24 protein-coding genes and 1 riboswitch are annotated in these 26,560 nt (G+C 62.2%); of the genes, 17 read left to right on the plus strand and 7 right to left on the minus strand.

What is annotated here, in order from left to right; all coding sequences use genetic code 11:
• Nucleotides 1-28 precede the first annotated feature (28 nt).
• The 3 genes from SFY93_RS05710 to SFY93_RS05720 all read right to left on the minus strand — a co-directional run bounded on the left by SFY93_RS05710 (nt 29) and on the right by SFY93_RS05720 (nt 3,472).
• Complete coding sequence (locus SFY93_RS05710; RefSeq protein WP_320446361.1) at nt 29-1,672, minus strand: regulator; 1,644 nt, start codon at nt 1,670-1,672, stop codon at nt 29-31.
• The gene (locus SFY93_RS05715; RefSeq protein WP_320446362.1) at nt 1,669-2,403 is read right to left on the minus strand and encodes a cysteine hydrolase family protein; all 735 of its coding nucleotides are present in this window, start codon (nt 2,401-2,403) and stop codon (nt 1,669-1,671) included. The genes SFY93_RS05710 and SFY93_RS05715 overlap by 4 nt, the downstream gene beginning before the upstream one ends.
• 262 nt (nt 2,404-2,665) lie before the next feature.
• Entirely contained in the window at nt 2,666-3,472 is an 807-nt protein-coding gene (locus SFY93_RS05720) for an SDR family NAD(P)-dependent oxidoreductase (protein WP_320446363.1), read from the minus strand.
• 169 nt (nt 3,473-3,641) lie between these two features.
• Here SFY93_RS05720 and SFY93_RS05725 point away from each other — a divergent pair, with 169 nt between their 5' ends.
• Complete coding sequence (locus SFY93_RS05725; RefSeq protein WP_320446364.1) at nt 3,642-4,367, plus strand: CBS domain-containing protein; 726 nt, start codon at nt 3,642-3,644, stop codon at nt 4,365-4,367.
• Nucleotides 4,368-4,423: 56 nt separating this feature from the next.
• Here the strand turns inward: SFY93_RS05725 and SFY93_RS05730 are convergent, their stop codons facing one another.
• A complete protein-coding gene (locus SFY93_RS05730; protein ID WP_320446365.1) occupies nt 4,424-5,482 on the minus strand; it encodes a polysaccharide deacetylase family protein in 1,059 nt (352 codons plus the stop codon).
• Between the two features lie 162 nt (nt 5,483-5,644).
• Here SFY93_RS05730 and SFY93_RS05735 point away from each other — a divergent pair, with 162 nt between their 5' ends.
• The 10 genes from SFY93_RS05735 to phoB all read left to right on the plus strand — a co-directional run bounded on the left by SFY93_RS05735 (nt 5,645) and on the right by phoB (nt 15,880).
• Nucleotides 5,645-7,048, plus strand: a complete 1,404-nt coding sequence (locus SFY93_RS05735) for an OmpA family protein (RefSeq protein WP_320446366.1) — start codon at nt 5,645-5,647, stop codon at nt 7,046-7,048.
• The gene (locus SFY93_RS05740) at nt 7,045-7,344 is read left to right on the plus strand and encodes a hypothetical protein (protein WP_320446367.1); all 300 of its coding nucleotides are present in this window, start codon (nt 7,045-7,047) and stop codon (nt 7,342-7,344) included. The genes SFY93_RS05735 and SFY93_RS05740 overlap by 4 nt, the downstream gene beginning before the upstream one ends.
• Before the next feature lie 329 nt (nt 7,345-7,673).
• Nucleotides 7,674-8,720 carry a lysylphosphatidylglycerol synthase domain-containing protein gene (locus tag SFY93_RS05745; protein ID WP_320446368.1) on the plus strand — a complete coding sequence of 349 codons (1,047 nt, stop codon included), beginning with the start codon at nt 7,674-7,676 and terminating at the stop codon, nt 8,718-8,720.
• Between the two features lie 39 nt (nt 8,721-8,759).
• The gene (locus SFY93_RS05750; RefSeq protein ID WP_320446369.1) at nt 8,760-10,076 is read left to right on the plus strand and encodes an ATP-binding protein; all 1,317 of its coding nucleotides are present in this window, start codon (nt 8,760-8,762) and stop codon (nt 10,074-10,076) included.
• 438 nt (nt 10,077-10,514) lie between these two features.
• The gene (gene pstS, locus SFY93_RS05755; RefSeq protein ID WP_089266760.1) at nt 10,515-11,525 is read left to right on the plus strand and encodes a phosphate ABC transporter substrate-binding protein PstS; all 1,011 of its coding nucleotides are present in this window, start codon (nt 10,515-10,517) and stop codon (nt 11,523-11,525) included.
• Between the two features lie 147 nt (nt 11,526-11,672).
• Nucleotides 11,673-12,671 (plus strand): phosphate ABC transporter permease subunit PstC, encoded by a 999-nt coding sequence (pstC, locus tag SFY93_RS05760; protein ID WP_089266761.1) that lies wholly within the window; start codon nt 11,673-11,675, stop codon nt 12,669-12,671.
• Nucleotide 12,672: 1 nt separating this feature from the next.
• Entirely contained in the window at nt 12,673-13,518 is an 846-nt protein-coding gene (pstA, locus tag SFY93_RS05765) for a phosphate ABC transporter permease PstA (RefSeq protein WP_089266762.1), read from the plus strand.
• Nucleotides 13,515-14,342, plus strand: coding sequence for a phosphate ABC transporter ATP-binding protein PstB (pstB, locus tag SFY93_RS05770; protein WP_068737599.1), 828 nt, complete (start codon nt 13,515-13,517; stop codon nt 14,340-14,342). The genes pstA and pstB overlap by 4 nt, the downstream gene beginning before the upstream one ends.
• 28 nt (nt 14,343-14,370) lie before the next feature.
• Nucleotides 14,371-15,084, plus strand: a complete 714-nt coding sequence (phoU, locus tag SFY93_RS05775) for a phosphate signaling complex protein PhoU (RefSeq protein WP_315840221.1) — start codon at nt 14,371-14,373, stop codon at nt 15,082-15,084.
• Nucleotides 15,085-15,175: 91 nt separating this feature from the next.
• Nucleotides 15,176-15,880: a phosphate regulon transcriptional regulator PhoB gene (gene phoB / locus SFY93_RS05780; protein WP_068737970.1), complete on the plus strand. Its 705-nt coding sequence runs from the start codon at nt 15,176-15,178 to the stop codon at nt 15,878-15,880.
• Between the two features lie 234 nt (nt 15,881-16,114).
• On the opposite strand, the gene SFY93_RS05785 is transcribed toward phoB, so the two are convergent.
• Nucleotides 16,115-16,624 carry a GcrA family cell cycle regulator gene (locus SFY93_RS05785; RefSeq protein ID WP_068737968.1) on the minus strand — a complete coding sequence of 170 codons (510 nt, stop codon included), beginning with the start codon at nt 16,622-16,624 and terminating at the stop codon, nt 16,115-16,117.
• A gap of 446 nt (nt 16,625-17,070) precedes the next feature.
• Between SFY93_RS05785 and SFY93_RS05790 the strand changes: the two genes are divergently transcribed.
• From SFY93_RS05790 to SFY93_RS05800, 3 genes are all read left to right on the plus strand, one after another.
• Nucleotides 17,071-18,297, plus strand: coding sequence for an aspartate aminotransferase family protein (locus SFY93_RS05790; protein WP_320446370.1), 1,227 nt, complete (start codon nt 17,071-17,073; stop codon nt 18,295-18,297).
• Nucleotides 18,297-19,235, plus strand: a complete 939-nt coding sequence (gene argF, locus SFY93_RS05795) for an ornithine carbamoyltransferase (protein ID WP_320446371.1) — start codon at nt 18,297-18,299, stop codon at nt 19,233-19,235. The genes SFY93_RS05790 and argF overlap by 1 nt, the downstream gene beginning before the upstream one ends.
• Nucleotides 19,236-19,504: 269 nt before the next feature.
• On the plus strand, nt 19,505-20,503 hold the full coding sequence (locus SFY93_RS05800) for an Hsp33 family molecular chaperone (RefSeq protein WP_320446372.1): 999 nt from the start codon (nt 19,505-19,507) through the stop codon (nt 20,501-20,503).
• 903 nt (nt 20,504-21,406) lie between these two features.
• Here the strand turns inward: SFY93_RS05800 and apaG are convergent.
• On the minus strand, nt 21,407-21,799 hold the full coding sequence (gene apaG, locus SFY93_RS05805) for a Co2+/Mg2+ efflux facilitator ApaG/CorD (protein WP_320446373.1): 393 nt from the start codon (nt 21,797-21,799) through the stop codon (nt 21,407-21,409).
• Nucleotides 21,800-22,041: 242 nt separating this feature from the next.
• Here apaG and SFY93_RS05810 point away from each other — a divergent pair, with 242 nt between their 5' ends.
• Genes SFY93_RS05810 through SFY93_RS05820 form a run of 3 tightly spaced genes read left to right on the plus strand, consistent with a single transcriptional unit; the run spans nt 22,042 to nt 25,024 of the window.
• Nucleotides 22,042-23,298: an OpgC domain-containing protein gene (locus SFY93_RS05810; protein WP_320446374.1), complete on the plus strand. Its 1,257-nt coding sequence runs from the start codon at nt 22,042-22,044 to the stop codon at nt 23,296-23,298.
• Nucleotides 23,295-24,053, plus strand: a complete 759-nt coding sequence (locus SFY93_RS05815) for an SGNH/GDSL hydrolase family protein (RefSeq protein ID WP_320446375.1) — start codon at nt 23,295-23,297, stop codon at nt 24,051-24,053. The genes SFY93_RS05810 and SFY93_RS05815 overlap by 4 nt, the downstream gene beginning before the upstream one ends.
• Nucleotides 24,053-25,024 carry an SGNH/GDSL hydrolase family protein gene (locus tag SFY93_RS05820; protein WP_320446376.1) on the plus strand — a complete coding sequence of 324 codons (972 nt, stop codon included), beginning with the start codon at nt 24,053-24,055 and terminating at the stop codon, nt 25,022-25,024. Before SFY93_RS05815 ends, SFY93_RS05820 begins: the two co-directional genes overlap by 1 nt.
• A gap of 128 nt (nt 25,025-25,152) precedes the next feature.
• On the opposite strand, the gene SFY93_RS05825 is transcribed toward SFY93_RS05820, so the two are convergent.
• Complete coding sequence (locus SFY93_RS05825) at nt 25,153-26,334, minus strand: O-succinylhomoserine sulfhydrylase (protein WP_320446377.1); 1,182 nt, start codon at nt 26,332-26,334, stop codon at nt 25,153-25,155.
• Nucleotides 26,335-26,416: 82 nt separating this feature from the next.
• Nucleotides 26,417-26,496, minus strand: a riboswitch (SAM riboswitch).
• Nucleotides 26,497-26,560 lie beyond the last annotated feature (64 nt).

Genomic DNA, 26,560 nt, shown 5'->3' on the forward strand with positions numbered 1-26,560 from the left:
GGTGTGCCACCCGCAGGTTGAGACGATGTTATTCAGCAGGCACGGCAAGTGGCGGCTCCGATTGCGGGACAGAAGACAGGCTGGTTGCGCCGAACTTGTCCGCGGCAAAGAGCCCGGCTGCAACGAGAGCATAAGCGAGAGCGACGCCGGGCGTCACCCCCAATCCGCCGCCGATCCCGATCGCCTCGCCGTGCATGAAGCCGAAATAGGTCAGGACCGCGCCGGCCAGAGCGAAGGCCGATGCATTGATGAATTTGCGCTCGATGACGAACACCGCGATGGCGCCGAGCACCAGGCCGACCAGGATCGAGCCACCGCCCATGACTTCGAGGCCGTGGAACAGCACGCCGTTCTGGCCCATCTTGGCGATGAATTCGGGCGAATGGATCGCGCCGAAATTCATGCCGGCGGCACCGAGTGCGCCCGACAGCAGCACCGTGGCCCAGGCCGCAAGATGCGGCGTGAGCGCAAGCGCGATGGCCGGCGCGTGTTCGCGTGGCGTGGTCTCGAACGCCTGCGCGCAGATCAGCATGCCGATATAGAGCAGGATCGGCGAAATCGCGACCACAGGGATAACGGCCAGCATCAGCGAGATGACGCCGAACCATGACAGCACGATCACCATCAGGCCGGTCGCCGCCGAATAGCCGATCCGGCCGCCCATCGCCTTCCAGCCGGGATGGCCGATATAGACCGCGTTGATGAAGGGGTTGCCCATCAGGCAACCGATCAGCGAGACGACGCCGTCGGCGGTCAGCACGCGGGTGGTTGGATATTCGTCGCCGGCGGCTTCCGCGCTCTCGACATTGTCCATCGCCTCGACCAGATCGTAGATGCCATAGGGAATGGCGGTGACCAGGATGATGCCGAGGAACTGAAATCCCGAGAACACGTGATCGAAGGCTGGCAGCGGCACCGAGAAACCGAAATTGGTGAAGGCCGCCTTGACGCCGGCAACGCTGACGCCGCCGATTCCGACGCCAAACAGATTGGAGCCCCAAGCGATCACCATGCCGACGCCGATCGCGACGAGGCCTGCCGGAATCCCCTTGGGATATTTATAGCCGCCGAACCAGCTCAGCATGATGATGGCAAAACATGTGAGGCCGATCACCGGCGTCATGAACATTTCCAGCGCCGGGCGCATCGCGATGAAAGCGATGGAGACGCCGGCCAGCGTGCCCAAGAGCGCGGCGCGCGGTGTCACCTTGCGGATCCAGGGCGCGATGAAGCCGCCGATCATCAGGATGAAGCTCTGGAAGAACACCCAGACGAGGCCGGCTTCCCAGCCCTTGATGGGATCGCCTGTGGTGATCGAGATCGGCAGCATGATCACGAAGGTGACGATGAACATATGCGGCACGCTGATGCCCGACGGCAGCGCGCAGACGTCGCTGCGGCCGGTCTTCTGCGCAAGTTTGTAGGCAAGCCAGGCGTAGTACATCGTGGACAGGCACATCATAAGGCCCATCGCCGGCAGGATGCGTCCGAATACGATGTTGTCAGGCATCTTCAGCACGAAGCGCAGCAGGCCCGTCAGCACCAGCATGTTGACGAGAATATTGGTGCCGAAGCCGAAAAACGCATTCCAGTCGCCCGGCGTCCATAGAGCGGGCTTGAAGTCGGATTTGCCGGCAGAATCTTTAGAAAACGTCCCCGCGGTCGTGCTCATCGTGATGCTCCTGCTGCAAGTTTGTTGGAAATCTCCGGTGCATTTTCAGAAAGTGTCATTGCTTCAAGGATTGCGGCGGATGAGGCGACCCAGCCGAAGATGCCGCCCTGAGCCTTGATCATCTTCAGGCCCATCTCGTGGAATTCGGGGAAGTAGGATGCGCAGCCATCCGCGATGACGATGCAGCGATAGCCGCGGTCGTTGGCTTCGCGCACGGTGGTGTTGACGCAGACCTCCGTGGTGACACCGCAGACCAGCAGCGTGTCGATGTCGCGCGCCTTGAGATCGGCGCCGAGCGTCGTGGCGTAGAATGCGCCCTTGCCGGGCTTGTCGATGACGATCTCGCCTTCGACCGGATAGAGCGCGGGAATGATGTCGTGACCGGCCTCGCCGCGAATGAGGATGCGTCCCATCGGACCGGGATCGCCGATCCGCAGTGACGGCGCGCCGCGTTCGATCTTGGCGGGCGGTGCGTCGGAGAGATCGGGCAGGTGCCCCTCGCGGGTGTGCACCACCATCATCCCGGTTTCGCGCGCCGCTTTCAGGACCGCGCCGATCGGGGCGACGGCGCTGGCGAGTTGCGACACGTCGTTGCCGAGCGTCTCGCCGAAGCCGCCGGGCTCCATGAAATCGCGCTGCATGTCGATGATGACGAGCGCTGTCGTGCCCCAGTCGACCGCGATCGGGCCGGGTTCTGCAAGGACCGTCGTTGTATGCAGTGAGTCCGCCATTGCCGTGTACTCCCCGAGGCATGGATGTCTCAGAGGTTAACAAAGCAAGCAGCGTGCCATTGTGTACAACTGCGACGATGGAATAGTTCAGGAGATTATATTTATATAAATCAGGTGGTTATTTCAGAATAGCTTTGCGGCCTAAATGTCGTTCGCAGGCCGGACGCTGGTTAATTGCTTAGTTTATAGCCGAGGCTGATAGATTGGCAGCGATCGCACGTCATTGCAGCCCGAGGGCCGCAATGACGTGGCGTGCGTGACCTCAATCCCAGCCGTCGCCTTTGATGCCTGGATTCGCATAGACGATGCCACCGTCCACCGCGATGGTGGCGCCGACGACGTAATCGCCGGCGCGCGAAGCGAGATAGATCGCGGCGCCTGCCATGTCCTCGTCGGTGCCGATCCGGCCAGCGGGGACGCGGGTCGCCACTTCATCGGCATTGTCGCGTGCAGCCTTGTTCATGTCCGACTGAAACGGGCCCGGCGCGATGGCCGTGACGACGACGTGATCCTGGATCAGTTTGACGGCCATCCGCCGCGTCAGGTGGATCAGGCCGGATTTGCTCGCCGCATAGGAATAGGTCTCCATCGGATTAACGAAGATGCCGTCGATGGACGCGATGTTGATGACCTTGGCGGGCTTGTCCGCGCTGGCTGCTGCACGCAGCGGCGCGGCCAGTGCCTTGGTCAGAAAGAACGGCGTCTTGACGTTCAGCGTCATCACCTTGTCCCAGCCGCTCTCCGGAAATTCATCGAAGTCTGCGCCCCAGGCGGCGCCCGCATTGTTGACGAGAATGTCGAGCTTGGGTTCGCGCTTCTTGATTTCGGCAGCCAGCATCTCGATGCCGGCCATGGTCGAGATGTCGATCGGCAGTGCGATGCATTCACCGGCATACTGCGCTGAGAGTTCTTTCGCGGTGGCTTCGCACGGCCCGGCCTTGCGCGCGGTGATGTAGACCTTCGCCGCGCCCTGGCTGAGAAATCCTGCCGCGATCATCTTGCCGATGCCGCGCGAGCCGCCGGTGACGAGTGCAATGCGGCCATCGAGCGAAAACAGATTGGTGAACATGACGCCTCCCGCTTGTTTTGTCGTTGGACCGATTGTGTGCGGCGGCGGGCAAGGGGAGTCAACAAGCGCCGCTGCAGTTGAGCCAGATCAAGGCCGGAGCCGGTGGCCGGCGTAGGCTTCTCGCGTTGGTTCGTCCAGCAAACGGACCTCAACCCAACGGGAGAGTGTCATGAGAGCCCATCAAATTATGACCCGCAAGCTCGTCACCGTGTCGCCGTACGCGTCGATTAGCGAAGCAGCGCGGCTGATGATCGATTATCACGTCAGCGGATTGCCTGTGGTGGATGCGGCCGGCAAGCTGGTTGGCATTGTGACCGAGCGGGACTTCCTGCGTCGGCACGAGGTCGGCACGCAGCGCAGGCGTCCGCGCTGGCTCGAATTCGTGCGTGGCCCCAGCCTGCAGGCCATCGATTATGTCCGCGAAGCCGGCCGCAAGGTGCACGAGATCATGACCCGCGAGGTCCACACGGTGACCGAGGAGACCGGTCTGGCCGATATCGTCGACGTGATGGAGAAGTATCACATCAAGCGCGTGCCGGTGGTGCAGGGCGACAAGCTCGTGGGTATCGTCAGCCGGCAGAATTTCGTCGAAGCCATCGCCGATCTCATGCACGATGTCTCCGATGTCGGGTCGAGTGATGCGTTGATCCGCCGTCGCATCGTCGCTGTGCTCAGGCATAACGAATGGACACCATTCGGCCTCGACGTCCGGGTGAAGGATGGCGTCGTGGACATCGACGGCTTCATCACGGACGAGAATGTCCGTCGGGCGATTGTCGTGGCTGCTGAAAATGTGACTGGCGTCACCCGCGTCAACGAGCATCTGTGCTGGGTCGATCCGATGTCAGGCGTGTATTTTCCGCCGGATGCCGATCTGCCGCAAAAGTCGGTTTGATCCGGCGCGGGACGCAAGACTCCCGCAAGGCTGCAGTTCGCCTGCAGCGGGCCAGACTATCCGACGCCGCCGCGCTGGAAGCCGTTCCACATCGCGGTGGCCGCGCCGGAGGTCAGCACCGGCAGATAGCGGGTGTCCTGATAGTTGCCGTTCAGCGAGACCCGCGGCAGCGCTGTGAGCTGCGAGGAGTTGTCCGAGGCGATCACGCCGGGGCGCGTCGTCACGGCTGTCTCGAAGCCGGCGCTTTTCGCCAGTGCGAATTCCCGTGTGCCCGCGGCGCAGCGGTCGCCATAGGGATAGGCAAGATGCACGGCCGGGCGCTGCAGAACGTTTTCGATATCGGTGCGGCTGGCTGACAGCTCATGCACGACCATCGCTTCGGTCTGTTTGGCGAGATTGCAGTGGCTTACGGTATGCGCGCCGATTGTCACCAGCGGATCGGCGGCGAAAGGTTTGAGTTCGTCCCACGACATGCACAGCTCGCGGCTGACCGCGTCTTCGTCGATGCCATGCGCGGCGCAGATTGCGCTGACCTCGCGGCGGATATCCGCTTCTTCCGGCAATCCGCGCAGCCAGCCATGCAGGCGGTCGAACGCCATGTCCTTGCCGGCGAGAGTCGATGTGTCCAGGCGCACCATCTGTCCGTCGATCGGGGCCTCGATCACATCGGCCCTGGCAACGACGCGCTCCAGCGCCACCCACCACAGCCGGCCTGTGCCGGAGGCGAAGTCGCTGGTGACATAGACTGTGAAGGGAGCGTCGAAATCCCGCATCGCGGGCAATGCATGGTCGCGGTTGTCGCGATAGCCGTCGTCGCAGGTGAAACAGGCGAAGCGGCGCGAGAAATCCCGTTCCGTCAGCCGCCGCTGCACTTCATCGGGCGTCACGATATCGACGTCGGTTGCGCGCAGATAAGCGAGGGTGGCGCGCAGGAAATCCGGCGTGATCTCGAGGTGACGGTTGGGCTGGAACGGACCGGCATGCGCAGGGCGCACATGGTGCAGCATGAAAATGGTGCCCACGCCGCCGAAGATCGGTCGCAACACGCGGTGGGCGCCGCTGAAATACAGCGCGTCCAGGCCGGCACGAATAATCGTGTTGCGAATCTGCTTCATCGTATGACCGAGCAATTGATGCTACCCACGGAAATGATCAGAAACGATTGAACAAAGCGTTATTCGAATACCCGCGGCGACGCCAGAGGTTTGCCTTGATTTCAATTTGACAGTCCCGCAAGGGTTTGTTTTCTCTCTGTTTCCAGACCCGCAGGACGTCGAATGCACGGATTTTACAGGTGGAGTGCCAAATGGTGGCCCGGGCTCATCCCGCTTGCCATCCTTTGGGTGGTTGCTGCCTGGGTTAGCACGATTCCGCTTGAAACGGATTTAACGGCGCACAGCACTGCGGCGCTGAAAAACACGATCCTCGACAAGAGCCAGATCACGGTTGCCGGCCGTGACGTATCGTTTTCTGCCGAAGCGTTTTCCGAAGATGGTCGCCGCAGTGCGGTCTCGTCGGTCGAGGCCACGCCGGGCGTTCGCCTGGTCAATGACGAAACCCGTCTCGTCGCCGAGGCGAAGCCGTTCGTCTGGGTCGCGGAGCGCGACAATGTCCGCGTCACGCTGTGGGGCACCGCGCCATTGCCGGCCAGCAAGGTGCGAATTGTGGAAGCGGCCCGCGCCGCACTCAGCGGAACCGAGGTCTCCGACCGCATGGGCCTGAAGCGCGGCGCGCCGCCGCGGTTCGATGCCGCAGCTGTGCTGTTGCTTGATCAGGTCGCCAAGCTGAAGGAAGGCAAGGCGGTAATTTCGGACACCAACGTCAGCCTCTCCGGCATGGCGCGCGATCTCGGTGGCCGCGAAGCCATTGCGGCCGCGTTGAAGAATCTGCCGGAAGGTTTCACGGTCGCGGCCAATGACGTCAAGGCGCCGCCCTATGTGTTCCAGGCCAACAAGGATCCGGTAACGAATACGCTGACGCTGAGCGGCTATGTCCCGGACAACACCATCCACGCCGCGCTTGCGTCGGCTGCCGGACGCAAGTTCGGCAATGAGAAGATCGTCGACAACCTGAAAGCCAGCATCGGTGCGCCCGGCGGTTTTGCCGCAGCGGTGACGACGGCATTGGGTGCGCTCTCACGCCTGTCGACGGGCACGCTGGTGGTGTCCGACCGCGAGGTGAAGCTGTCAGGTGACGCACTCTACGAAGTCGCCGCCGACCAGATACGCGCAAGTCTGGCGCGCGAGCTCCCGCAGGGTTGGCAGGCCAAAGCCGAAGTATCGGTGAAGCCCGCCGCGGCGCCGGTCGATGCGAGCGTGTGCCAGCAGCTCTTTGCGCAGAACCTGACCAAGGGCCGCATCCGGTTCGAGCCCTCCAGCGCCAGCATCAATGTGGATTCCGCGGGCTTGCTCGATCGCCTCGTGGAAATCGCCATGCGCTGTCCCAATGTCCGGGTCGAGATCGCCGGTCACACTGACGGTGATGGCGACGCAGCGTTCAATCAGTTGCTTTCGGAAAAGCGCGCGCTCGCCGTCGAAGAATATCTCGTGAAGGCCGGCCTGCCGGCGGACCGTTTCTCCACCATCGGCTACGGCAGCACCCAACCCATCGCCACCAACGATACCGACGAAGGCAAGCTGCAGAATCGCCGGATCGAATTCGTCGTGAGGCAAGCGCCATGACCTATCTTGCGATGTTTCACTGGGGCTGGCTGCTCGGGGCGTTCCTGATCGGCTTCTGCATGGGCTGGATCGCCGTGGTCTATCGGGGGCGTTCGGTGTCGCGGGTCTGGATCCAGCGTCTGTCGGTGATCGCCGCGGTCATCGTCGGCATCGCGATTGCCAAGGTCGTGCCCGGCCGCTTCGGCTACTGGCTCGATCTCGGCCTCGCATTGTTCGGCTTCTATCTCGTCGGCTGCGCCATCGGATCATGGCTGCGCGACATCGTGGTGACCCGGCAGCACGCTCGCGCGACCTGAGGTCTGTGGTGCTTGCCGCTGCCGTCTTTTTTATCAACGTCTCGCCGCCAAATCGGCGGCATGAGGTCACGAAAGCCTCATTGTCACGTGAGACGCGTCAGGACGTCGGCATTTTGCCGCAGTGAATGCGCCCGAGAGGCTGGTGGTTTGTTAGGACTGACCTAATATACTGATGTGGCTTGTTTTTATTCACAGTCGGCGAATTCCACTTTGCCGCAAAACGCGCTACGACGGTTGTGCCGGAGACAACTGATGTGGCGGTTCCGCCGAGGCTAGTCTGACTTCCTGGTCCAGATCTCTCTGGTCAGGGGATCGCATTCGAGGTTGAGATGCTGGAAGCAATACGCAGGGCGATCTCGTTTCTGCGCGAGAAGCAAATCCTGCACAAGCTCGGTGTCTTGATCAGCGTCGCGGTGATCGGCATCGCCTGCTACATGCTGTATCACAAGCTACGCAACATCGACGCTGCTGCCGTTTTCCATGCCATGACCGAGACCGAGCCGCGGCTGATTATGTTGTCGGCGCTGTCGGTTGCCGCCGGCTATTTCACGCTGACATTCTATGACTGGTTCGCCGTGCGCACGATCGGCCGCCGCGACGTGCCTTACCGGATCAACGCGCTGGCGGCCTTCACCAGCTATTCGATCGGCCACAATGTCGGTGCCAGCGTCTTCACCGGCGGCGCGGTGCGCTATCGCATCTATTCGGCCTGGGATCTCAGCGCCGTCGATGTCGCCAAGATCGTGTTTCTGGCTGGCCTGACCTTCTGGCTGGGCAATCTCGCGGTGCTCGGCATGGGCATCGCCTATCACCCGGAGGCGGCCAGCGCGATCAACCAGGTGCCGCCATGGATGAACCGCATCCTGGCCTATATCATCCTCGCCGGCCTCGTCGGCTATGTGGTCTGGGTCTGGATGAAGCCGCGCAGCGTCGGCCGCGGCCCATGGTCGGTGGTACTGCCGGGTGGCCCGCTGACCTTGCTGCAGATCACCATCGGCATCATCGATCTCGGCTTCTGTGCGCTGGCGATGTATATGCTGGTGCCCGCCGAGCCTGACGTCGGTTTCGTCGTGGTCGCCGTGGTATTCGTCTCGGCCACCTTGCTGGGTTTCGCCAGCCATTCGCCCGGCGGTCTTGGCGTGTTCGACGCCGCCATGCTGGTTGGCCTCGAAATGATGGATCAGGAAAAGCTGCTGGCTGGCATGCTGCTGTTCAGGGTGCTTTATTACCTCGCGCCGTTCTTTATATCAGTCATGTTACTGACGCTTCGCGAGCTTATTATCGGTTCGCGATCGAAAAAGCTGCAGGCGGTCGCGGCGGACGCCAAGCCCGGCGTCGGCCACCCGCTCAAGGAACATGGTCGCTCCGGCGCCTGATATACGTTCGCATTCGCAGCAGGAAGAGATCCGGTTCAGATGGCCATTGAAGCTTCTCCATCGACCATGTTTTCGCCGTGGCCGGACCGGCTGCGGCATTCGGCGATCATCCTGCTGGCCGCCGGCCTGGCGCTGGCCGCACTGGTGTTTTTCGGCGAGTTGTCGCCGCTGCGCGCGGGCATCGTGTTCGTCTGCATCGCCGGTGCGGCGCTAGTGCCGTGGCGGCTGCATGACGTGGTGACGGCGCGCGACGAGGCGCTGGCCGCCAATCCTGTCGAGGCGCCCGCGGTGCGTGCCATCATTGCCGGAATTCCCGATCCCGCCGTGCTGCTCGACCGCGCCGGCCGCGTCATCCATCTCAATGCCGCAGCGGCGCAGCTCGCGCCCGCGTTGCGCAAGAACGAACTGGCGCAATTCGCGCTGCGCTCGCCGGAGATCATCACCGCCTTGCGCGAGTCCATCGCCACCACCGAGCCGCGCCGCGCGACTTACCTCGACCACGTTCCGGTCGATCGCTGGATGGAATTGATGATCACGCCGGTGCCGGTTCCGACTGCCTTTGGCGGCACCGACACCTGCATGCTCATGACGTTCCACGACCAGACGCCGCTGCGCCGCGTTGAGGAAATGCGTGCCGATTTCGTTGCCAATGCCAGCCACGAGCTGCGCACGCCGCTGGCGGCGCTGTCCGGCTTCATCGATACGCTGCAGGGACCTGCCAAGGACGACGCCAAGGCGCGCGAGCGCTTTCTCGGCATCATGCATGCGCAGGCGACCCGCATGGCACGGCTGATCGACGATCTGCTGTCGCTGTCGCGCGTCGAACTGTCGGCGCATGTGCGGCCGGATACGCTGGTGGATATTCTCCCGATCATCCGTCAGGTCGGCGACGGGCTGGAGCCGCTGGCCAACGAGCGCAACGTCAGGATCGAAATGGCGCTGCCGGAGACGCCGGTGTCCATCGCTGGCGATCGCGAGGAATTGCTCCGGCTGTTCGAGAACCTGATCGAGAACGCGCTGAAATACGGCGCATCCGGCGGCAAGGTCGACGTGTCGTTGACCACGGAGTCGACCTCGGAGGGTGTGCCGGAAATCCGCGTCGCCGTGCGGGACTATGGCCCGGGCATCGCCCCCGAGCATCTGCCGCGCCTGACCGAGCGTTTCTACCGGGTCGATGTCGGCGACAGCCGCGCACAGGGCGGTACGGGCCTCGGCCTCTCGCTGGTGAAGCACATCCTGAACCGGCACCGTGGCCGGCTGCTAATCGAAAGTGTGCCGAAAAATGGCGCGACCTTCACCGCGGCCTTTCCGCAGGTAAAGACGCCGCCGACCCCTCCTACCTCCGCCGCGTCCTGACGCCTTAAACTCCCTTCGTTCTCCTGCGCCCATAGCGACCGCCCTCGGGCGGTCGGGCATCGCTGGCTTCGCTCAGACAGTCAAAAAAGCCCTGGCGGATGGTGCGGCATTGCGTCCGATCACCCTCAATATCGTACCCGCCGCTGTCATACGCGCGCATGCGCGCGAGGCCGGATTCCGCCTGCTGAAACATATTGTTAACCCCTGTGACGGCGGATTTTGACGGCCTGGCATGACCCTTATGGCAGGGCATTTTCGATGTCATTTGCACGGTAAAATTATCCGCGGAGGCAGAAAAACAAAGCATTTACAGATGCTTGGTGCCGTCATCCAAGTGTCACGGAACTATCATAAAAGCACAATCGACCACCCCTAAACGGGCGGCGTGAGCACAACTGGCGCATCCGGCGCGGTCACTCACGAGATTGGAGACATCCCATGAAATTCCTCAAAGCGATCGTCGCTGCCGGCCTCGTTGCCGCCTCGACCTCGGCATTTGCCGCCGACATCACGGGTGCCGGCGCAACCTTCCCGTTCCCGGTCTATTCGAAGTGGGCCGACGCCTACAAGAAAGAGACTGGCAATGGTTTGAACTACCAGTCGATTGGTTCGGGCGCCGGCATCAAGCAGATCCAGGCCAAGACCGTGACCTTCGGCGCCACCGACGCGCCGCTCAAGGCTGAGCAGCTCGAGAAGGACGGCCTGGTTCAGTGGCCGATGGTGATGGGCGCGATCGTTCCCGTCGTGAATCTCGAAGGCATCGCCTCGGGCGAGCTGGTTCTCTCCGGCGAAGTGCTCGGCGACATCTATCTCGGCAAGGTCACCAAGTGGGATGACGCTGCCATCGCCAAGCTGAACCCGAAGCTGAAGCTGCCCTCGGCCGCCATCACCGTCGTTCGTCGTTCGGACGGTTCGGGCACCACCTTCAACTTCACCGACTATCTGTCCAAGGCCTCGGCTGACTGGAAGACCAAGGTCGGCACCGGTACCGCCGTCGAGTGGCCGGTTGGCGTTGGCGCCAAGGGCAATGAAGGCGTTGCCGGCAACGTCGGTCAGACCAAGAATGCCATCGGTTATGTTGAATATGCTTACGCCAAGCAGAACAAACTGACCTATACCGGCATGGTCAACAAGGCTGGCAAGACCGTGCAGCCGACCGTCGCGGCTTTCCAGGCTGCTGCGTCGAACGCCGATTGGGCCAAGGCTCCTGGCTACTACGTCATCCTCACCGACCAGCCGGGCGAAACCTCGTGGCCGATCACTGCCGCGACCTTCATCCTGATGCACAAGACCCCGACCGACAAGGCGGCCTCGGCTGAAGCGATCAAGTTCTTCAAGTGGTCGTTCGAGAAGGGCGCCAAGATGGCTGAAGAGCTCGATTACATTCCGATGCCGGAACCCGTCGTCAAACTGATCGAAAAGACCTGGTCGGCTGACATCAAGAGCTGATCCGGTGTGTGGGCGGAGGAGAGGGGCATCTCTCCTCCGTTTGCTGCAGGGCTGAATTTCTCTCTTCTTCTCTTCTGACTTAGCGCCCTGACAAGCCCCTCCAGGGCAACGCGTTTTGGGGTATTGTAACAATTACAGGGGACTGGCGTGGCAGACATGGCCGTACAGAGCTCTTCGATGGACGCTGCCGGACCTTATGATCGTGCGAAGGCTTTGAATGCCTTCAAGACCGGGGACCAGGCGTTTTATTGGATCACCCGCATCTCGGCGCTGTCCGTTTTGTTTATTCTCGGCGGCATCATTCTGTCGCTCATCGTTGGTGCGTGGCCGGCGCTCCGCGAATTCGGCTTCTCGTTCCTGACCACGCAGCGCTGGGCACCGTCGGCTGATCCGCCGGTGCTGGGAGCGCTCGGCCCGATCTACGGCACGCTGATCACCTCGGTGATCGCGATGGCTATCGCCATTCCGGTCGGCATCGGCATCGCGATCTTCCTCACCGAACTGTGCCCGAACTGGCTGCGCCGCCCGATCGGCATGGCGGTCGAGCTTCTCGCCGGTATTCCCTCGATCATCTACGGCATGTGGGGCTTCTTCGTGCTCGGCCCGTTCCTGGCCAACCATGTGCAGCCGTTCATGATCAGCGCCTTCGAAGGCGTCCCGGTCCTCGGCGTGATCTTCGCCGGCCCGCCGTCCTATCTCTCGCTGTTCAACGCGTCGCTGATCCTCGCCATCATGGTGCTGCCCTTCATCACCTCGATCTCGGTCGACGTGTTCAAGACGGTGCCGCCGGTGCTCAAGGAAGCTGCCTACGGCGTCGGCTGCACCACCTGGGAAGTCGTCCGCAACGTCGTCATCCCCTATACCCGCGTTGGTGTGATCGGTGGCGTCATGCTGGCGCTCGGCCGTGCGCTCGGTGAAACGATGGCGGTGACCTTCATCATCGGCAACTCGTTCCGGATCACAGGCTCGATCTTTGGCCCGGGCACCACGATCTCGGCAGCGATCGCCAGCGAGTTCGCGGAGAGCGACGGTCTGCATCAATCGGGTCTGATCCTGCTCGGTCTCCTGCTGTTCGTGCTGACATTTTTCGTGCTCTCGGCAGCGCGTCTGATGCTGCTGCGTCTGGAAAAGAAGGCGGGCAACTAATATGAACCCGATTTACGCTTCACGCCGTCGCAACGACATGATCATCCGTGGGCTCTGCATGGGTGCCGCTCTCTTTGGCGTCACCTGGCTCGCGCTGATCCTGTTCACGCTGTTCTACAACGGTATCGCCGGCATCAGCCTGCAGATATTCACCCAGAACACGCCGCCGCCCGGCTCCATGGAAGGCGGCCTGCTCAATGCCATCGTCGGTTCGATCATCATGACCGTCATCGGCGTCGGTATCGGCGCGCCGCTCGGCCTGTTTGCCGGCACCTATCTCGCGGAATACGGCAAGCACGACAAACTCACCTCGGTGATCCGCTTCATCAACGACGTGTTGCTGTCGGCCCCGTCCATCATCATCGGCCTGTTCGTTTATGGTGCGGTGGTGGTTCCGATGGGCGGCTTCTCGGCTCTCGCCGGTTCGCTTGCGCTCGCCGTTATCGTGATCCCCGTCGTGGTTCGCACCACTGAAGATATGCTTGGTCTCGTGCCGAACCCGCTGCGCGAAGCGGCCTCGGCGCTCGGTCTGCCGCGCTCCCTGGTCATCAAGCGGATCGCCTATCGTGCAGCCCGCGCCGGTCTCATCACCGGCGTGCTGCTGGCGACCGCGCGTGTCGCCGGTGAAACGGCGCCGCTGCTGTTCACCGCGCTGAGCAACCAGTTCTTCAGCCTCGATCTCACCAAGACGATGGCCAACCTGCCGGTGACCATCAACAACTTCGTGCAGAGCCCCTACGAGTACTGGAAGCAGCTCGCCTGGAGCGGTGCCCTGATCATCACCTTGACCGTACTTGCCCTTAACATTGGCGCGCGCATTCTCGGCGCCGAGAGGACAGCAAAATGAGTGAGCTTTCTGTGTCGTCTGGCGTTCCTTCCGTCTCGATGCCGCCGCCGTCGGCCCTGCAGGGCGAGACCCGTCCCAAGGTCACCGTGCGCGACCTGAACTTCTACTATGGCGAACACCACGCTCTGAAGAAGATCAACCTGACGTTGATGGCGAACCGTGTGACTGCGTTCATCGGCCCGTCGGGCTGCGGCAAGTCCACGCTGCTGCGCATCTTCAACCGCATGTATGATCTGTATCCCGGCCAGCGCGCCGAAGGTCAGCTCATGCTCGACAACCAGAACATTCTGGATCCAAAGCTGGACCTCAACCTGCTGCGCGCCCGCGTCGGCATGGTGTTCCAGAAGCCGACTCCGTTCCCGATGACGATTTACGAAAACATCGCCTTCGGTATCCGCCTCTACGAAAAGATCTCCAAGTCGGAGATGGATATTCGCGTCGAGAGGGCGCTGCGCGGCGGTGCGCTGTGGAACGAAGTCAAGGACAAGCTCAACGCGTCGGGCCTCAGCCTGTCGGGCGGTCAGCAGCAGCGCCTGTGCATCGCGCGCACCATCGCGGTGCGGCCGGAAGTGATCCTGTTCGACGAGCCGTGCTCGGCGCTGGATCCGATCTCGACCGCGAAGATCGAGGAGCTGATCGACGAGTTGAAGGATCAGTACACGATCGCGATCGTGACCCATAACATGCAACAGGCTGCCCGCGTCTCCGACAGCACAGCCTTCATGTATCTCGGCGAGTTGATCGAGTTCGATCAGACCAACAAGATCTTCACATCACCGACCGATCGCCGCACCCAGGATTACATCACCGGCCGCTTCGGCTGACGCGACATATTCGCGGGAGGAATTTGAGATGGCTTTTGAACACACCACCAAGGCTTTCGACGACGATCTGCAGGAGCTGACCCGTCTCGTCGCCGAGATGGGTGGCCTCGCGGAACGGCAGATCGTCGAATCCGTCGATGCGCTGATCCGCCGGGACGTCGCGCTCGGTGCGCGCGTCGTCGCCACCGACGCCGAGATCGACCAGTTGCAGCGCACGATCGAAGAGCGCGCCGTGCTGACCATCGCCAAACGCCAGCCGATGGCTGTCGATTTGCGCGAGATCGTCGGCGCGCTGCGCGTCGCCACCGATCTGGAACGCATCGGCGATCTCTCCAAGAATATCGGTAAGCGCGTCAATGCACTCGACAGCGACTTCCATCCGCTGAAGCTGATCCGCGGCCTCGAACACATGACCGACCTCGTGACCACCCAGGTCAAGGCCGTGCTCGACGCCTATGCCGCACACGATCTGCCCGCTGCGATGACGGTGTGGAAGGGCGACGAGGAAATCGACGCGATCTGCACCTCGCTGTTCCGCGAACTCCTGACCTATATGATGGAAGACCCGCGTAACATTTCGTTCTGTATCCACCTGATGTTCTGCGCCAAGAACATCGAGCGGATCGGTGACCATGCCACCAATATTGCGGAAACCGTGTTCTACATGATCGAGGGCCAGCAAATCCTCGACAAGCGCCCGAAGGGCGACATGACCACATTCGCGAATACGCCGACGGTCTGAAGCATGATCCGGAAAAGTGGGAGCCAGTCTTCCGCAAGGATCATGATCTAAAGGCTTTTCGGACCTCACTGAGGATATTGACCATATGGCTGTGAATGCACGCATTCTGGTGGTGGAGGACGAGGAAGCCCTCACGACGCTTCTTCGCTACAACCTCGACGCCGAAGGCTATGATGTTGAAACCGTCGCTCGCGGCGACGACGCCGACACCCGCTTGAAAGAGCGGGTGCCGGATCTCGTGGTGCTCGACTGGATGCTGCCGGGCCTGTCCGGCATCGAACTGTGCCGCCGCCTGCGCGCACGGCCCGAAACCAAGGCATTGCCGATCATCATGCTGACGGCGCGTGGCGAAGAGAGCGAGCGCGTTCGCGGTCTCGCCACCGGTGCCGACGACTACATCGTCAAGCCGTTCTCCGTGCCGGAGCTCCTGGCCCGCGTGAAGGGCCTGCTCCGTCGTGCAGCTCCCGAGCGTCTCGCCACCGTCCTGGCGTTTGGCGACATCGAACTCGACCGTGACAAGCGCCGCGTCGTGCGCTCAAGCCGTCCGATCGATCTCGGTCCGACCGAATATCGCCTGCTGGAGTTCTTCCTGGAACATCCGGGCCGCGTGTTCAGCCGCGAGCAGTTGCTCGACAGCGTCTGGGGCCGCGACATCTATATCGACGAGCGCACCGTCGACGTGCATATCGGCCGCCTGCGCAAGCTGCTCAATCCCGCCGGTGAGCCCGATCCGATCCGCACCGTCCGCGGCGCCGGCTACGCGCTGGACGACCGCTTCGACAAGGCGGCGGAGTAGGTATCTTCCTTCTCCCCGCCTGCGGGGAGAAGGTGGCCCAGCATAGCGCAGCGACGCCGGGTCGGATGAGGGGGACTCTCCATCGCCTTCGGAGTCTGTGGAGCGCCCCCCTCACCCGACGCCCTCATGCGGACGCCGACCTCTCCCCGCAAGCGGGGCGAGGTTAGAAGCCCCCAAACAAAAAATGCCCGGCTCATCACCGGGCATTTTCATTTGGCTTAGATGCTTTCCAGCTCAGCGCGTCGGCTTCGGCACTGCGCGGCGGCGATCGCTGGCCGGCTGATAAGCGATGCGCGAGTGATGCGCGCAATAGGGGGCGCCGGCCAGGGCCTTGCCGCCGCAGAAGTAGAAGTCCGCGCTCGACGGATCGCCGATCGGCCAATGGCAAGTGGCTTCGTTGAGTTCGACCAGCGACAGGCGCTGGCTGATCGGCACAATGTTGTCATAGGCGATCGGATCGGGCTCGGCCTCGATCTCGTAATTATGGGCCAGCGCGGTATTGCCGCGTGCCATCGGGCGGGCGACACGTACCATCTGCTGGGCCGGGCGCGCCTTGCGCTGCCGCGGAGCTGCCGAGGAGGGGCTCTTGGCACGGCCGGACAGGCCAAGGCGGTGAACCTTGCCGATCACGGCGTTGCGGGTCACGTTACCGAGTTCCGCAGCGATCTGGCTGGCGGAAAGGCCGCCTTCCCAGAGTTTCTTCAACTGTTCGACGCGATCGTCGGTCCATGTCATTACCGTCATCGCCGTTTTCCCTTCGTGAGCGCCGGCCTGACCGGGCAGCGCTGCGAGTTGAGACTTCAAAAATCCCTGCGGTCAGAATCCTTTAGCGCTCACCGGGCGCGAATTTCGCGTCCGGCTGTTACGCCGCACTGGATGTGTCAAAAGGATCTACCGCCGCACGAGATGTCGTATCCGACGAGGCAAAAGCTACAATATGCCGTGACTCGCGCGCAAGAGTCGGGCATGCCGCGTCCACATGCTTCTGCAAGTAAAGCTGCAAAATCGGCTTTTTCTGCGACTCCGTGTGACTCGAAAGCCGCAGTGCGCGGTTGACAGTCTTCACAGCACACATAGAATAATGCCCACGTGCCGCCCGAGAAGGGCGGCACGTTTCGTTTCTAGGGTCCGTTGTTCGATTTCGTACAATTGTCATCGACGTGGACGCCGTCTTTTCGATCGGATCGGTTATGACCAGCAACGCAACGTCCTCGCCCCTCTCTCAGGCTCACTTGCTGCCTGTTTTCGCGCGTGCGGATGTCGCTTTCGAGCGCGGTGAGGGCGCGTGGCTGATTGGAACCGATGGCGAGCGCTATCTCGATTTCACCAGCGGCGTGGCCGTGAACGCGCTCGGTCATGCGCATCCGCATATGGTCGCCGCGCTGCAGGAGCAGGCCACCAAGCTCTGGCACATGTCGAACCTGTTCAAGAGCCCGGACGGTGAACGCCTCGCCGCGCGGCTGTGCGAACAAAGCTTTGCCGACTTCGTATTCTTCGCCAATTCGGGTGCGGAAGCGATGGAATGCGCGATCAAGGTGACCCGCCACTATCATTTCTCCAAGGGCCACCCCGAGCGCACGCGCATCATCACCTTCGAAGGCGCGTTCCATGGCCGCACCCTCGGCACGCTCGCTGCGACCGGGGCTGCCAAATATCTCGAAGGCTACGGCACGCCGCTCGACGGCTTCGATCAGTTGCCGCTCGGCGATATCGAAGCCGTGAAGAAGGCGATCGGTCCGAACACCGCCGGCATTCTCATTGAGCCGCTGCAGGGTGAGGGCGGCGTGCGTGCGCCGAGCAACGCGTTCTTCGGCGCGCTGCGCGAACTCTGCGACAAGAACGGCATTCTGCTGATCTTCGATGAAGTGCAGACCGGCATGGGCCGCACCGGCGAGTTGTTCGCCTATCGGCGCATCGGCGTGACGCCGGATGTGATGTCGCTGGCCAAGGCGCTCGGCGGCGGCTTCCCGATCGGCGCGTGCCTCGTTACGGCGGAAGCGGCCGAAGGCATGGCGCCCGGCTCCCATGGTTCGACCTTCGGTGGCAATCCGCTGGCGGTCGCTGCCGCGAATTCCGTGCTCGATATCATGCTGAAGCCCGGTTTCTTCGATCACGTGAAGAAGATGTCGCTGCTGCTCAAACAGAAACTCGCGGGCGTGGTCGACGGCCACCCTGATGTGCTCAGCGAAGTGCGCGGCGAAGGTCTGCTGATCGGCCTCAAGGCCGTGGTGCCGGCTGGTGATCTCGTGGCCGCATTGCGTGACGCGAAGCTGCTGACCGTCGGCGCCGGCGACAATGTCGTGCGCTTCCTGCCGCCGCTGATCGTCAGCGAGTCCGAGATAGAGCAGGCCGTGCAGCGGCTGGAACAGGCTTGCGTGGCCCTCGGTTCATCCGCCAAGACGCACGGAGCCGTGTGATGAGCACGTCACCGCGGCACTTCCTCGATCTCACGGCCGTGCCGGCCAGTGAGTTGCGCAATATCATGAACGCGGCTGCCGCCATGAAGGCGAAGCTGAAGGGGCGGGATGGCTCGAATGCCGAGCCCGATCGTCCGCTCAAGAACAAGACGCTGGCGATGATCTTCGAAAAGCCCTCGACGCGCACCCGCGTGTCGTTCGAGGTCGGCATGCGCCAGCTCGGCGGCGAAGTCGTGATGCTCACCGGCGCCGAAATGCAGCTCGGTCGCGGTGAGACCATCGCCGACACCGCGCGCGTGCTGTCGCGCTTCGTCGACATCATCATGATCCGTATTCTCAACCATGACTCGCTGATGGAGCTCGCCGAGAATGCCACCGTGCCGGTCATCAACGGCCTGACGCGCTTCTCGCATCCCTGCCAGGTGATGGCGGATGTCATGACCTATGAGGAGCACCGGGGTCCGATCAAGGGGCGCACCGTGGCCTGGACCGGCGACGACAACAACGTGCTGATGTCCTGGGCGCACGCGGCCGAGCGCTTCCAGTTCAAGCTCAATATCGCGACGCCGCCGCAGCTGTCGCCGAAGAAGCCGTTCAAGGACTGGGTCAAGGCGACAGATGCGCCGATCACCTTCAGCGACGATCCCGATGCGATGGTGAAGGGCGTCGACTGCGTCGTCACCGACACCTGGGTGTCGATGGGCGACAAGGACGGCGAGACCCGCCACAATCTGCTCAAGCCCTATCAGGTCAATGCGCGGCTGATGTCGCTGGCCAAGCCGGACGCACTCTTCATGCACTGCCTGCCGGCGCATCGCGGCGAGGAGGTCACCGACGAGGTGATCGACGGTCCGCAGTCGGTGGTGTTCGACGAGGCCGAAAACCGTCTGCATGCGCAGAAGGGCATTCTAGCTTGGTGCCTCAACGCGGTGGCGTGAGACAGCACGGAGCTTTCCTTCTTCCCCTCTCCCCTTGCGGGAGAGGGTGCCTGAGCAAAGCGAGGGCGGGAGAGGGGGAGCGGCAAAGCGCGGTGTTTGTGGCGTCCCCTCTCCCGTCTCGAACATGCTTCGCATGTTCGATCCACCCTCTCCCACCTGGCGAAGCTTCGCTTCGCGCGGGGGAGAGGAGAAAAAGTCGTGCGTCACCTGGATTTCCCGGTTCCATCGCCCCCTTTCACTTGCGGCCCTCCGCCCCCAAATAGAGCGCCATGACCCCATCAAATCCAAATCTCCAGCCCGACGCCCCCATCCGCGCGCCGTCTTCCGTTCCGGTCGATGACGCGGTGCTGCCCTTCGAGGTTGCCCCGCTCGATCTGCGCGGGCGGCTGACGCGGCTTGGTCCGGCACTCGATGAACTGCTCGCCAAGCATGATTATCCCGCGCCAGTGGCCAAGCTGCTCGGCGAGGCCATCGTGCTGACGACGCTGCTCGGCTCCTCGCTGAAATTCGACGGCCGCTTCATCCTGCAGACCCAGACCGACGGTCCGGTGTCGCTGATGATCGTCGACTTCCGCGCGCCCGATAAAATGCGCGCCTATGCGCGGTTCGATGCCGAGCGCCTTTTGCCCGGTCTCGGCACCGCGGCGCTGCTCGGCAAGGGCCATCTGGCGATGACCGTCGACCAGGGGGCGGATATGAGCCGCTATCAGGGGCTCGTCGCGTTGAATGGCGGCACGCTGGAAGATGCTGCGCATGAATACTTCCTGCGCTCCGAACAGATTCCGACCAAGGTGCGCCTCGCCGTCGGCGAGGAATGGCGCAGCGGCGAGGAAGGCGGCCCGACACATCGCTGGCGCGCCGGCGGCATGCTGCTGCAGTTCCTGCCGAAGGCGCCGGAGCGCGTGCAGCGGGATCTCCATGCCGGCGATGCGCCGGACGGCGCGAAGGTGGATGCTGTGCCGGAAGATGACGCCTGGGTCGAGGGCCAGTCGCTGATTGGCACCGTCGAGGATGTCGAGCTGATCGATCCCGATCTGTCCGGCGAGCGGCTGCTGTATCGCCTGTTCCACGAGCGCGGCGTCCGCGTTTTCGCGCCATCGCCGCTGCGCGCGGAGTGTTCCTGCTCGCGCGATGCCGTGTCCGGCATGCTCAAGAGCTTCGAGCCGCAGGACCGCGCCGACATGGTCAAGGACGACAAGGTCGTCGTGACCTGCGAGTTCTGTTCGTCGGTGTACGAGTTCACACCGCAGGAAGCGGGCGTGGAATAGGCGTTCGCCCGCGTCCTCCCGACCCAAGCTCGTCATTCCGGGGCGCACGTAAGCGGCAGAGCCGCTGAAGTGCGGACCCGGAATCTCAGAGTGTTTTGCGCTGAACATGTCGGGATTCCGGGTTCGCGATACGCCGCCTTCAGCGCCTCCTCGCGCCCCGGAATGACAGTGTAGGGTACCCGAACATTTTTTCCTATCCGTCGTTGACAACATCCCCATAAGGTTTATATTCCCCTGCGTCCTGCCCCACCGAGAGGGGCGATCGCGATCGTCACGTTCGCGGGGCAGGATGCGGTGGACGCCGGAGATGCGGCGTTACGCGGTTCATGGGTGACGTCTGTCTTCGGGCAGGACGGATCTGCGCCAGCACTGCCACTGGCTAGGAGACGGCTGGCCTTGGGATGGAAAGACGCCCTGGACAGTGTGACGGACGACCAAGTCAAAACGCGTTCGGCCTATTCGCTTGAGGCTCCCTTCCCATCGCCTTGGGACTTTAATTCGGTGATCGGATCGTTCGCTGAGGCAAAGTGCAAGCAACCGAAAAAACACCGCAGGCGGAACGTCGGGCACTTGCTCGGCGCCTCCGAAAGTCCTGGTGCACTCACAATTGCGGAAGACCGCATCGCATCAGGCCCAAGGGTGCAAAGGGCACCCGGCGTTCCGCACGCCCTCTCACAAGGGGGCGGGAATGCAAGCAACGACGGCGCCCCCGCGCCGCAAACAATGGGGGTGATGACGCATGTCTGAAGAGCAGTGGCTGTTTGACAGTTGAATCTGCGATGAGGCCGTAGGATGGGTAGAGCGCAGGCGCATCTTGCGCCGGAGCGAAACCCATCACCTATCGCACGTGTTAATGATGGGTTTCGCGAAGACGCTCTACCCATCCTACATTTCGGCGGTCGCCTAATTCAGCACACGCTTCCCGTCCGGTCCGTCCAGCGAAAACAGCGGTACGTCGATCTCGAACGGCTCGCCGGCATCGGTCACCATCTGATAGGTGCCTTCCATGAAGCCGGACGTTGTCGGCAGCGGCACGCCCGATGTGTATTCGAAGCGTTCGCCGGGGCCGAGCACGGGCTGTTCGCCGACGACGCCTTCGCCGCGCACTTCCTGCATGCGGCCGGACGCATCGGTGATGATCCAGTGCCGGGTCTTCAGCTGCACTGTCTCTTTGCCGGCATTGGTGATGACGACCGTATAGGACCAGAAAAACTCGCGCTTCTCCTGCGACGAGCGTTCAGGCATGAAATTCGGTTCGACGGTGACTTCAATCTGTCGTGTTATGGCGCGGTACATGGCGGTGTCATCGTTCAAAATGCGTCGCAAGCATAGCGAAAAACACGTTACCGGCCAAATCCAGGGAAAATCGGCTTGGAGTGCTGCGCGGAACTGCGCCGGGCCATCGCGGTTTCAACATAGTTACCGCATAATCGATCCCTGATTTGGCTATGACTTGACGGATCGTCCCCTGCAAATGGCCTGCGTGGTGTGGGGCGGTCGATTTCCATCATGCGACGATTTCCGTTGAGCGGTGCTGAATGACCTCTGTTGCCGACCCGATTGCCGGCCAGTCCCACGCAGATGCGTCCTCCCACGTGTCCGGGTCGCGCGCCTCGACGCGTGCCGATGCCGTGTCGCTTCCCGTCGCAGGCACCGAACGCGAATTGCGCCTCGATCTGTTTCGCGGGCTGGCGCTGTGGCTGATCTTCATCGATCACCTGCCGCCGAATATCCTGACCTGGCTGACGATCCGTAATTACGGTTTCAGCGACGCTACCGAGATCTTCATCTTCATCTCCGGCTATACCGCCGCTTTCGTCTATGGCCGCGCGATGCAGGAGCAGGGCACGCTGGTTGCCAGCGCGCGCATCTTCAAGCGGGTCTGGCAGATCTATGTCGCCCACGTCTTCCTGTTCACGATCTTCCTCGCGGAAATTTCCTATGTTGCGACGCGGTTCGAGAACCCGCTTTATTCCGAGGAAATGGGGATTCTCGATTTTCTCAAACAGCCTGACGTGACCATCGTTCAGGCGCTGTTGCTGAAATTTCGCCCGGTGAACATGGACGTGTTGCCGCTCTATATCGTCCTCATGCTGTTCCTGCCGCCGATCCTCTGGCTGATGCGCCGCCGCGCCGATCTCACGCTGGCGCTGTCGGTCGGTCTTTATGCGCTGACCTGGGAATTCGACCTGCATCTGACCGCCTACCCGAACGGCGTTTGGGCCTTCAATCCGTTCGCCTGGCAGTTGCTGTTCGTATTCGGTGCCTGGTGCGCGCTGGGCGGCGCCGTCAGGATGTCGCGGATACTGTCATCCAACATCACGCTGTGGCTCTGCGTGGCCTATCTTCTGGCGGCGTTCTGGGTGACGCTGACCTGGTACATTCCGCAGATCCATCATCTGCTGCCGAAAGTCATCGAGCAGTGGATGTATCCCATCAACAAGACCGATCTCGACGTGCTGCGCTTCGCCCACTTCCTGGCGCTGGCGGCGCTCACAGTCCGTTTCCTGCCCAAGGACTGGCCGGGGCTGAAATCGGTCTGGCTGCGGCCAATGGTGCTGTGCGGCCAGCACTCCCTCGAAATCTTCTGTATCGGGGTGTTCCTGGCCTTTGCCGGCCATTTTGTGCTGGCTGAGGTCGCCGGCGGAGCCGGCATGCATGCCCTGATCAGCTTCCTCGGCATAGTTGTTATGTCAACCGCCGCTTGGGTATTTTCGTGGTACAAGGGCGTCACTGTCAAAGGCGGATCCCGCGCCAAACGATCCGACGCGGATCTCGCAGGAGGGGAAGCATGAAGGCCGTTCTGCGGCTCACGATGCTGGCTGGCCTGCTGGTGGCGGCTCCTGTCCGGGCCGAACCGCCCGCGCATACCTGTGAGGTTCCCGCCTACCTCCTGACCTCCGAAAGCACCCTGCCCAAGGTCGAGGCTGCGGCCAAACCGGGCGGAAAGCTCGATATTCTGGTCGTTGGCAGCCGATCCTCAGTGATCGGGGTCTCAGACCACTCCGCAGCCTATCCGAACCGCCTGCAGGCCTATCTGAAGGAGAAGCTACCGGGCGTCGAGGTGAACGTGGCACTGGAGCTGCAGGTCAAGAAGACCGCCGAGGAAATGGCCCCGACCCTGGAACAGCTGGTGACGGACAAGAAGCCGAACCTGGTGATCTGGCAGACCGGAACCGTGGATGCCATGAAGCAGGCCGACGCCGACGACTTCCGGAACGCCCTAGATGAGGGCGTTGCCGTCATGCAAAAGGCCGGAACTGACGTCATTTTAATGAATCTGCAGTACAGTCCGCGCACGGAGACGATGATTTCCGGCTCCGCCTACCTAGATAATATGCGTGTGGTGGCGCAGCAGCACGACGTCCCGCTGTTCGACCGTTTCGCCATCATGCGGCACTGGAATGAGAGCGGTGATTTTGACCTGTTCAGCGCGTCGCCCGGCATGGAGCTGGCGAAGCGGGTGCATGATTGTCTTGGCCGGGCGCTTTCGACCTTTGTCGTCGATGCGGCCAAGATCAAAGCAGCGGATTTGAGGATTCAGCGTTAATGAGTTTCGTCGGCCATTTGTCTCGCTTTGCTGTCGTCGCTGCCTTTGCTGCTTCCACGACCTTCGCGCTCCCGATCTCGTCGTCCGTCGCGCACGCGGAAACGGCGCAGGCCGCTCCGGCTGACAGCAAGGGCGCTGATCAGAGCATTGCGGTCAATGATCCCACGGACGCCGCGAAGAGGGGCGTCGCTGCAAAAGCCATCGACAGGGTCAAGGAAGTCGCAAAGACCGCGACCGATATCTTGAGCCGCGTCCCCTGCCGCACGCCCAAGGGCGGCATGAAGGCGATGGGCGCGCTGCCGCATGTAGCCAGCCGGCTCGTTGCCGGCAAGCCCGTGGTCATCGTTGCGTTCGGCTCGTCCTCCACCGAAGGCTACGGTTCGACGGCGCCGGAATTCACCTATCCGAACCGCCTTGCCGCGCAGCTGCATCGTGCTTACCCGTCGGCCAATATCACCGTGCTCAACCGCGGCAAGGGCGGCGAAGATGCGCCGGAAATGATGGCGCGGCTGCAGAGCGAAGTGATCAATTCGAAGCCCGATCTCGTGATCTGGCAGGTCGGCACCAATGCGGTGCTGCGCAATCTCGATCCCGGCGAAACCAGCAAGATGGTGGAAGACGGTGTCGCCCGCATTCAGGCCGCAGGCGCCGATCTGGTGCTGGTCGATCCGCAATATTCGCCGCTGGTGAATACGCGGCCGGAAGGCACCAGCAAGATGGTCTCGCTGCTCCACAAGGTCGCCGAACTGCGCAAGGTCGGCATCTTCCCGCGCTTCGAAGTGATGAAGGAATGGCACGAAGGCCAGCAGATGTCGTTTGACAGCTTCGTCATTGCCGACGGCCTGCATATGAACGATTGGGGCTATGCCTGCTTCGCGCAGCTGCTCGGCGACAACATCATCAAGTCGGTCGGCCAGGTGAAGCTTGGCATCAATGAACCGCAGATTCAGCAGGCGCAGAAGCCGCTGTAAGTTTATTGTGGTAGTTGAAACTAAAACGCCGTCATGGCCGGGCTTGTCCGGGCCATCCACGTCTTGGTTTGAGGCAAAGACGTGGATACCCGGCATTCGCCGGGCATGACGGAGTGTGATGGCGCGAACTACGCCTTCGCCAGTGCCGCTTCGAGATCCTCGATCAGATCGTCACGATGCTCGAGGCCCGCCGAGAAGCGGATGAAACCTTCCGTGATCCCGAGTTCGAGTCGCGCCTCCAGCGGCAGGCGCTGATGCGTCGTCGTCGCCGGATGCGTGACGAGGCTCTTGGCGTCGCCGAGATTGTTCGAGATACGAGCCACTTTCAGCTCGTTGAGGACGCGGAACGCCGCGGTCTTGCCTCCCTTTACCTCGAAGCCGATCAGCGTCGAACCGGCGCGCATCTGCTTCTTCACCGTTGCCGCCTGCGGATGATCCTCGCGGCCCGGATAGATCAGCCGCGAAATCTTCGGATGCTGGGCCAGCACGTCTGCGATAGCAGCCGCGGTCTGCGTCTGCCGTTCGACACGGATCGCCAGCGTCTCCAGTCCCTTCACCAGCGTCCACGCATTGAACGGCGAGATCGAGGGGCCGGTCTGGCGCAGATAGTTGTGAATATGCTCGTCGATGAAGTCCTTCGACGACAGGATGATGCCGCCGAGGCAGCGCCCTTGCCCATCGATGTGCTTGGTCGCCGAATACACGACGACATCTGCACCGAGCGCCAGCGGGCTCTGCCAGAGCGGCGTCGCGAACACGTTATCGACAATCAGTCGCGCACCGCCGGCATGGGCGATGTCAGCGATGGCTGATATGTCGAGCACGTCGAGCGTCGGATTGGTCGGACTTTCCAGGAACAGCGACTTGGTGTTTGGGCGCATTGCCTTCTGCCACTGGTCGAGGTCGAGGCCATCGACGAGGGTGAACTCGATGCCATAGCGCGGCAGCAGCTCTTCGATGACGTAGCGACAGGAGCCGAACAGTGCCTTGGCGGCGACGACGTGATCGCCCATGCGCAGCGGCGCGAGAATGGCGGTGGTCACGGCGGCCATGCCGGTGGCCGTCGAGCGTGCGGCCTCCGCACCTTCGAGGTCGATCATGCGGCTCTCGAACATCGACGTATTCGGATTCGAAAAGCGCGAATAGATGAAACCGGGATCTTCGCCCTTGAACCGCGCCTCGCAGGCTTCAGCGGTCTCGTAGATGAAGCCCTGCGTGAGGAAGAGGGCTTCGGACGTCTCGTTGAATTGCGAGCGCAGCGCGCCGGAATGAACGAGCCGGGTTTCGGGGCGATAGGACTTCGTAGACATGTGACCTCCAACGTACCCGCGTAATACGGGCACAAAAAACCGGCCTGGACGGACGTCCTCAGGCCGGGATCGCATGCTGGAAGGACATGTGTCCCCGGCCTGTTTAGCGACTTATTTTACGTGGCTGCAAGCCGGCCGGCTCAAATCACCACGGGATAACGATGTGCATATTCCCGCTTGCCCTTTTCGTCAAGGCGGGGCTGAGATAACCGGTAAAGTCGCTATT

It is taken from the genome of Tardiphaga sp. 42S5, from assembly GCF_034044155.1.
Classification (GTDB): Bacteria; Pseudomonadota; Alphaproteobacteria; order Rhizobiales; family Xanthobacteraceae; genus Tardiphaga; species Tardiphaga robiniae.

What these genes read in the sequence shown, in the direction of transcription:
- SFY93_RS05710 (WP_320446361.1), bottom strand. Translation starts at nt 1,672, where the DNA reads ATGAGCACGACCGCGGGGACGTTTTCTAAAGATTCTGCCGGCAAATCC.
- SFY93_RS05715 (WP_320446362.1), bottom strand. Translation starts at nt 2,403, where the DNA reads ATGGCGGACTCACTGCATACAACGACGGTCCTTGCAGAACCCGGCCCG.
- SFY93_RS05720 (WP_320446363.1), bottom strand. Translation starts at nt 3,472, where the DNA reads ATGTTCACCAATCTGTTTTCGCTCGATGGCCGCATTGCACTCGTCACC.
- SFY93_RS05725 (WP_320446364.1), top strand. Translation starts at nt 3,642, where the DNA reads ATGAGAGCCCATCAAATTATGACCCGCAAGCTCGTCACCGTGTCGCCG.
- SFY93_RS05730 (WP_320446365.1), bottom strand. Translation starts at nt 5,482, where the DNA reads ATGAAGCAGATTCGCAACACGATTATTCGTGCCGGCCTGGACGCGCTG.
- SFY93_RS05735 (WP_320446366.1), top strand. Translation starts at nt 5,645, where the DNA reads ATGCACGGATTTTACAGGTGGAGTGCCAAATGGTGGCCCGGGCTCATC.
- SFY93_RS05740 (WP_320446367.1), top strand. Translation starts at nt 7,045, where the DNA reads ATGACCTATCTTGCGATGTTTCACTGGGGCTGGCTGCTCGGGGCGTTC.
- SFY93_RS05745 (WP_320446368.1), top strand. Translation starts at nt 7,674, where the DNA reads ATGCTGGAAGCAATACGCAGGGCGATCTCGTTTCTGCGCGAGAAGCAA.
- SFY93_RS05750 (WP_320446369.1), top strand. Translation starts at nt 8,760, where the DNA reads ATGGCCATTGAAGCTTCTCCATCGACCATGTTTTCGCCGTGGCCGGAC.
- pstS (WP_089266760.1), top strand. Translation starts at nt 10,515, where the DNA reads ATGAAATTCCTCAAAGCGATCGTCGCTGCCGGCCTCGTTGCCGCCTCG.
- pstA (WP_089266762.1), top strand. Translation starts at nt 12,673, where the DNA reads ATGAACCCGATTTACGCTTCACGCCGTCGCAACGACATGATCATCCGT.
- pstB (WP_068737599.1), top strand. Translation starts at nt 13,515, where the DNA reads ATGAGTGAGCTTTCTGTGTCGTCTGGCGTTCCTTCCGTCTCGATGCCG.
- phoU (WP_315840221.1), top strand. Translation starts at nt 14,371, where the DNA reads ATGGCTTTTGAACACACCACCAAGGCTTTCGACGACGATCTGCAGGAG.
- SFY93_RS05785 (WP_068737968.1), bottom strand. Translation starts at nt 16,624, where the DNA reads ATGACGGTAATGACATGGACCGACGATCGCGTCGAACAGTTGAAGAAA.
- SFY93_RS05790 (WP_320446370.1), top strand. Translation starts at nt 17,071, where the DNA reads ATGACCAGCAACGCAACGTCCTCGCCCCTCTCTCAGGCTCACTTGCTG.
- argF (WP_320446371.1), top strand. Translation starts at nt 18,297, where the DNA reads ATGAGCACGTCACCGCGGCACTTCCTCGATCTCACGGCCGTGCCGGCC.
- SFY93_RS05800 (WP_320446372.1), top strand. Translation starts at nt 19,505, where the DNA reads ATGACCCCATCAAATCCAAATCTCCAGCCCGACGCCCCCATCCGCGCG.
- apaG (WP_320446373.1), bottom strand. Translation starts at nt 21,799, where the DNA reads ATGTACCGCGCCATAACACGACAGATTGAAGTCACCGTCGAACCGAAT.
- SFY93_RS05810 (WP_320446374.1), top strand. Translation starts at nt 22,042, where the DNA reads ATGACCTCTGTTGCCGACCCGATTGCCGGCCAGTCCCACGCAGATGCG.
- SFY93_RS05815 (WP_320446375.1), top strand. Translation starts at nt 23,295, where the DNA reads ATGAAGGCCGTTCTGCGGCTCACGATGCTGGCTGGCCTGCTGGTGGCG.
- SFY93_RS05820 (WP_320446376.1), top strand. Translation starts at nt 24,053, where the DNA reads ATGAGTTTCGTCGGCCATTTGTCTCGCTTTGCTGTCGTCGCTGCCTTT.
- SFY93_RS05825 (WP_320446377.1), bottom strand. Translation starts at nt 26,334, where the DNA reads ATGTCTACGAAGTCCTATCGCCCCGAAACCCGGCTCGTTCATTCCGGC.